This window comes from Chishuiella sp., from assembly GCF_032109125.1.
Classification (GTDB): Bacteria; Bacteroidota; Bacteroidia; order Flavobacteriales; family Weeksellaceae; genus Empedobacter.
In genome coordinates, this window is the sequence record NZ_DAMCLZ010000010.1 from 114,670 (window position 1) to 120,619 (window position 5,950).

Annotated in this window: 8 protein-coding genes and 1 tRNA gene; 7 read left to right on the top strand and 2 right to left on the bottom strand. The window is 27.2% G+C overall.

What is annotated here, in order from left to right; translation table 11 throughout:
* Window positions 1–144 precede the first annotated feature (144 nt).
* The 7 genes from RT575_RS11335 to RT575_RS11365 all read left to right on the top strand — a co-directional run bounded on the left by RT575_RS11335 (window position 145) and on the right by RT575_RS11365 (window position 4,541).
* A complete protein-coding gene (locus tag RT575_RS11335; protein WP_313580927.1) occupies window positions 145–1,161 on the top strand; it encodes a phosphotransferase in 1,017 nt (338 codons plus the stop codon).
* On the top strand, window positions 1,154–1,576 hold the full coding sequence (locus tag RT575_RS11340; RefSeq protein WP_313580929.1) for an RNase adapter RapZ: 423 nt from the start codon (window positions 1,154–1,156) through the stop codon (window positions 1,574–1,576). Before RT575_RS11335 ends, RT575_RS11340 begins: the two co-directional genes overlap by 8 nt.
* Before the next feature lie 4 nt (window positions 1,577–1,580).
* The gene (locus RT575_RS11345) at window positions 1,581–2,294 is read left to right on the top strand and encodes a nucleotidyltransferase family protein (RefSeq protein ID WP_313580931.1); all 714 of its coding nucleotides are present in this window, start codon (window positions 1,581–1,583) and stop codon (window positions 2,292–2,294) included.
* Window positions 2,295–2,299: 5 nt separating this feature from the next.
* A complete protein-coding gene (locus tag RT575_RS11350) occupies window positions 2,300–2,797 on the top strand; it encodes a hypothetical protein (protein ID WP_313580932.1) in 498 nt (165 codons plus the stop codon).
* Window positions 2,772–3,608, top strand: coding sequence for a hypothetical protein (locus tag RT575_RS11355; protein WP_313580934.1), 837 nt, complete (start codon window positions 2,772–2,774; stop codon window positions 3,606–3,608). Before RT575_RS11350 ends, RT575_RS11355 begins: the two co-directional genes overlap by 26 nt.
* 64 nt (window positions 3,609–3,672) lie before the next feature.
* On the top strand, window positions 3,673–4,056 hold the full coding sequence (locus tag RT575_RS11360; RefSeq protein WP_313580936.1) for a hypothetical protein: 384 nt from the start codon (window positions 3,673–3,675) through the stop codon (window positions 4,054–4,056).
* A gap of 20 nt (window positions 4,057–4,076) precedes the next feature.
* On the top strand, window positions 4,077–4,541 hold the full coding sequence (locus tag RT575_RS11365) for a PEGA domain-containing protein (protein WP_313580938.1): 465 nt from the start codon (window positions 4,077–4,079) through the stop codon (window positions 4,539–4,541).
* A gap of 51 nt (window positions 4,542–4,592) precedes the next feature.
* Here the strand turns inward: RT575_RS11365 and RT575_RS11370 are convergent, their stop codons facing one another.
* Window positions 4,593–5,591 (bottom strand): LLM class flavin-dependent oxidoreductase, encoded by a 999-nt coding sequence (locus RT575_RS11370; RefSeq protein ID WP_313580941.1) that lies wholly within the window; start codon window positions 5,589–5,591, stop codon window positions 4,593–4,595.
* Between the two features lie 169 nt (window positions 5,592–5,760).
* Window positions 5,761–5,831, bottom strand: a tRNA-Gln gene (locus tag RT575_RS11375).
* Between the last annotated feature and the right edge of the window lie 119 nt (window positions 5,832–5,950).

Here is a 5,950-nt window from a genome sequence, read left to right on the forward strand (position 1 = left end):
ATTACTTTATATCGCAATAGCGATTGTCGTGGAAATCCTTTTTCTTCAGAAAAAGATTGCAACAAAAGCGCGGCCCGAAGGGATTGCCCAAAAGAAAATTATGCTAGAAAAAAGATTCAATGTAAATTGCATAAAATTGTAAAAATGGATTCTAATATTATCAATTTTCTAAATCAACATTATTCACAAGAAGCAATATCTTCTTTACGGATTTTAACTGGAGGTGGATCAGAAAGAAAATATTATAGATTTTTCGACAATAATCAATCATATATTCTTTGTCAGAGTAGTAATATAGAAGAAAACAAAACATTTTTTTATTACACAGAAGAATTAAAAAAAACAGTTTCTAATGTTCCTACAATTTATATGATAAGTGATGATTTTAGTCTTTATGTACAAACCGATTTGGGAGATGAAACATTAATGAATGCTATTCAGAATGATACAATTGAAGCAAAAAAATATTATTTTGAAATTATTGAGCTACTTGCGAAAACACAATTAGAAGCAGGGAAATCGATTGACTTTTATAAAGCATATTCTTATCCGAGACTTGACAAAACACTTATTCTAAGAGATTTATTTTTATTTAAATTTTACTTTTTGAATAGTATTAATATAACCTATAATCAAGGAAAATTAATTAAAGATTTTGATTTATTTGCTTCACAATTTGAGCAATTATCACCTAAAGGTTTCGTATTTCGTGATTTTCAATCACGAAATATTATGATAAAAGATAACAAACCTTATTTTATTGATTACCAAGGTGGTTTATATGGGCCAATTTTTTATGATTTGGTTTCCCTTACATGGCAAGCAAAAGCAAATCTTTCAACTGATTTTAAAAATGAATTATACAATCATTATTTTGAAGAAATTAAAAAACTGGATGAAACAATAGTTCCTATAGATTGTAGAAGGTCTTATGAATATTGTGTTGTAGCTCGTTTATTACAAGTTCTAGGTGCTTATGGATTGAGGGGATTAATTGAAAGAAAATCACACTTTATAGAAAGTATTTCTTTTGGTTTGGATAACCTAAAATCAATCTTGGATTATCCAATTTTACAAAATTATCCTGAACTAAAAAGAATTATTACTATACTTACTGAAACTGAAACAAAAAAACAAATAAATAACATAATCAATGGCTAAATTAAATATTAACGTACGTAGTTTTTCATATAAAAAAGGAATTCCAACTGACCCAACAGGAAATGGTGGAGGTTTTGTTTTTGATTGTAGAGGAATTTTAAATCCTGGGCGAATAGAAAAATATAAAACACAAACTGGACGTGATGAAGAAGTAAAAAAATATTTGGAAACAGAAACAAAAATTGCTATTTTCTTAACTGGTGTTTTTCAGGTTATAGATGTATCTATAGAAGATTACATTCAACGTGGTTTCGAAAATTTAGAAATTAATTTTGGATGTACTGGCGGTCAACATCGTTCTGTTTATTCTGCTGATGCAACAGCAAAATACATTGAAGAAAAATTTCCAGAGGTACAAGTAACTTTAAATCACGTTGTACAAGAAGAAAAAAACTGGATTAACGAAGCATATTAATTAAATGAAAGCAATGCTTTTTGCTGCCGGATTAGGCACAAGACTGAAGCCTTTTACAGAAAATCATCCTAAAGCTTTGGCTCCTGTAAATGGAAAATCTTTACTACAACGTAATATAGAATATTTAAAATCGTATGGTTTTACTGAAATTGTAATTAATGTTTTTCACTTCGCAGATCAGATTATTGATTTTTTGAATGAGAATAATAATTTTGATATTACAATTCATATTTCTGATGAGCGACCAGAAGTTTTAGAAACTGGTGGAGGTTTAGTGAATGCTAAACATTTTTTTGATACTGATTTTCTTGTTATGAATGTTGATATTTTAACCGATTTGAATATCTCTAATTTCATAAAAGCTCATCAAGAAAATAATGCAATTATTTCACTTGCAGTATCGGACAGAAATTCGTCAAGAAAATTACTTTTCGATGAAAAAATGAAATTACAAGGTTGGCGAAATCTGAATACTAATGAAGAAATTTTAGCAAAAAATGCTTCTAAAAATTTAAATGAATTAGCATTTTCTGGTATTCATATCATCAAACCAGAATTGTTTAATAACATTAATTATGAAGGAAAATTTTCTATCATGAAAGTTTACATGGAATTGATGAAAACCGAAACTATTTTAGGTTTTAATCATTCGGGAGGAATTCTGATTGATGTTGGTAGACCATCTAGTGTTTTAGAAGCTGAAGAAGTTTTTAAATAATTATAATGTATAAACTAACCAAATATACCTTATTCGTAACTTTATTTTTAACATTACTCTCTCTAGGAATAATTATTACTACAATTATTCCTAAAGTTGGTAGTTATTCTAAAAGTGAGATGATAGAAACTAATCAGAAATTTAGTAAATGTGGATTTATTGTTTCTGAATTTTATGAGACTAAAAGCGATTATAAAACAGGTCGTTACGGAATTCGAAAAGAAATTTTTAAAGAAATATCTCTTTTAGATTATCCAAATTTTTCTGGAAATATAAATATTCGTTTTATTATTAATTGTCATAACCAAATAGGAGATTTTAGAATAAAAGCAACGAATCAATCTTTTGAATTAGTTGATTTAAGTGATGAATTAAAAAAGAATATTGTTAATGAAGTTTTGAAACTAAAAGATTGGAATAGCCAACCCTACTTTTTATCTAAAGATTCCTATTATCAACTAAATATAAAGATTAGAGATGGAAAAGTTAAAGACCTTTTTTAGAAATAAATATGTTCGTTTTATTTGGAATTCCTTAATACTATTAATCTGTATTCCATTCTTATTTTATAGCTATTTTTTTATAAAAAATTATATTTTCTCTAAAAAAGAAGTTCTTTTTCAATTAGCTGGAAATTGGCAAGGGTCTTATTATTCTGATTATACTTTTGATTATTTATTAAAGAAATATCCTAAGAATTCTAAATTTTGGTGGGAATCTTCTGTCGCTTATAACAAACGTGGTGATCATGAAATTGGAATGAAACGACTAAAAAATGCCACACATTTAGATCCCTTATCACATTTAGGTTATAGTGGTTGGATAAAACTAGATAAATTAAAAGATTATGAAAATGCTTTGAAAGACTTTCATCAATTAGATAAAATTTCAAAAACTACCGAATATCCTTGGGGAGATAATATCTACTATAGAATGGCTATTTGTTATCAAGGTCTAGAAAAATACGATTCTGCAATGTTATATTATAATAAATATTTTGATTCAGAAAAAGATAAAAAGAATATAATTCCTATTACCTATACTTATTTAGGTAAAATGAAAGCTGACCTAAATTTAAACAAAGAAGCTCTTGAACTTTATAATAAAACTATTTCAATCGACTCTAATACTGCTGAAGCCTATTTTTATAAAGCAGAAACATTCAATAAATTAAAGATGAAAGATTCGGCTAAATTTAATTATATAAAAAGCCTCGATTTAACCAATAAATCATATAAAAAAGCTGATCCGTATAATGAAGTTTTTTTAGAAATATACTCGAGCCAGATTGAGGATAGATTGAATAAATTGTAATTACTGTAATGTAATATTGTTTTTTTTTATTAATAAAAAGTTTATTTTTGCTAAAATTTTCAATATGAAATTAATTATTTACTCATTAATTATTTTTTCATTATTTAGTTGTGCGGCTTCAATAAAATCAAATTTTACTGATATAAGGTCATCTATATCTAAAAATGACGGTTTTGCTTTTTTATCTGAAAAACACGAAGTCCCATTTGGTGCAACAAAAGTAGGTTCTTCTAAAATTAAAGACTCAGGTTTCTCTACTGATTGTAGTTATAATTCTAATTTAGAAAAAGCAAGAAAAATTGCAAGAGATAATGGTGCTAATATTGTAAAAGTAGTAAAATCAAAAGGTGCAGATTTATGGAGTACTTGCACTAGAATGGAAATTGAATATTACTATTATGATGGAGATTTAAAATCTATCCCTCAGTATACACTAACATTAGAATAAAATATTTATTAAATTTTTATATGAAAAAATTATCTATGATCTTATTTGGTGGAGCATTATTGTCTCTATCAAGCTGTGCTACTATTGTATCTGGCTCTAAACAAACAATTAATTTTAAAAGTACACCTTCAAATGCTACTGTTTACATCAATGAAATTGAAATTGGCAAAACACCAATCGAAAAAAAATTAGAACGTAAGAAAAAAGAATATGATGTAATGATAAAATTAGATGGTTACAAAACGTTTGAAACTAAATTAACAAGAAAATTTAATGCTTGGTATATTGGAAATGTCATTTTTGCAGGAATAGTTGGTTTAATCGTAGATCCTATCACTGGTGCTATGTATAAACTTACTCCAAAACAAATTGAAGCAGAATTATCTGAAGGAACAGCTTTTAATTCTAAAGGAAATGATGTTTATATAGCCGTAAAATTAGATATTGATCCTTCTTGGGAAAAAATAGGGCAACTAAGTAAATAAAAAAAGACGGATACAATCCGTCTTTTTTAGCTAAATATTGATATTACTATATTAATTAAATACTTCACTTATAATTTTATATGAATTAGTTTTTGCATCTTTATCATAAATATTAGAAGATACCATAATTTCATCAATCTCTGCATCTGTCAAAAATTTTTGAAAACTATCCTTTAATGACTTATTATTTCCAATAAATGATAATCCAGTCATACTTTCCAGTACATATTTCTGCTCAGGTGATGCCAAATCTAAATTTGTTTTATCAGGAGAAACTATAGGTTGTCTTCTATCTGTAATTATATTTAAAAAACCTTGATACATTGACATTGATAAATAATGAGCTTCTTCATCAGTATCTGCAGCAATGACATTTACACAAGCAATAATATATGGTTTATCTAAATATTCTGATGCTTTGAAATGACTTCTATAAATTTTTACAGCATTATAAAACTGTTGAGGAGCAAAATGTCCTGCAAAAGCATAAGGCATTCCTAATTTAGCAGCTAAAAAAGCAGAATCTGTACTAGAACCGAGTATATATAATGGAACATTTGCTCCTTCTCCTGGAATTGCGCGAACTTTATTTATATTATTATCTGGATTAAAATAATTTAACAAACCATGTATTTCATCTTCAAAATTATAATTCATAAAATTATTTCCTCTACGAAGTACAGAAGCTGTTAATTGATCTGTCCCTGGAGCTCTTCCTAAACCCAAATCAATTCTATTTGGATAAAGAGATTCTAATGTACCAAATTGTTCTGCAACAGATAATGTTGTATGATTTGGTAACATTATTCCACCAGAACCAACTCTAATTTTTTTTGTTCCTCCTGCGACATAACCAATTAATATAGAAGTTGCTGCACTAGCTACATTTTGCATATTATGGTGTTCGGAAAGCCAATAACGTGTATATCCTAAGTTTTCAGCTGTTTGAGCATTAGTTAATGTATTTTTAAAAGTTTGATGAATTGAATCACCTTCCCTTACATAAGCTAAATCTAAAACAGAATATTTTATTTTATTTAAATCTCTCATTAATATTAAAATTTATATAACAATATACAAACAAAAAACATATTTATAAATACAAATATATAAATTCATTTGATTAAATGAATTTAAAAAACTTATAAATGATTTAAATAGAATGGAAAATTATTAGAATAAAAAAAGCAGAAAGTAATAGAATTACATTTCTGCTTTGTAGACCCACAGGGATTCGAACCCCAACTAGCGGCACCAAAAACCGATGTGCTACCGTTACACCATGGGTCTGTAAAAATTATATTTCAATTTGCAATTATACCATATTTCAGATATATACTTTATAAGCATAAGACTTTGTAGACCCACAGGGATTCGAACCCCAACTAGCGGCACCAAAAACCGATGTG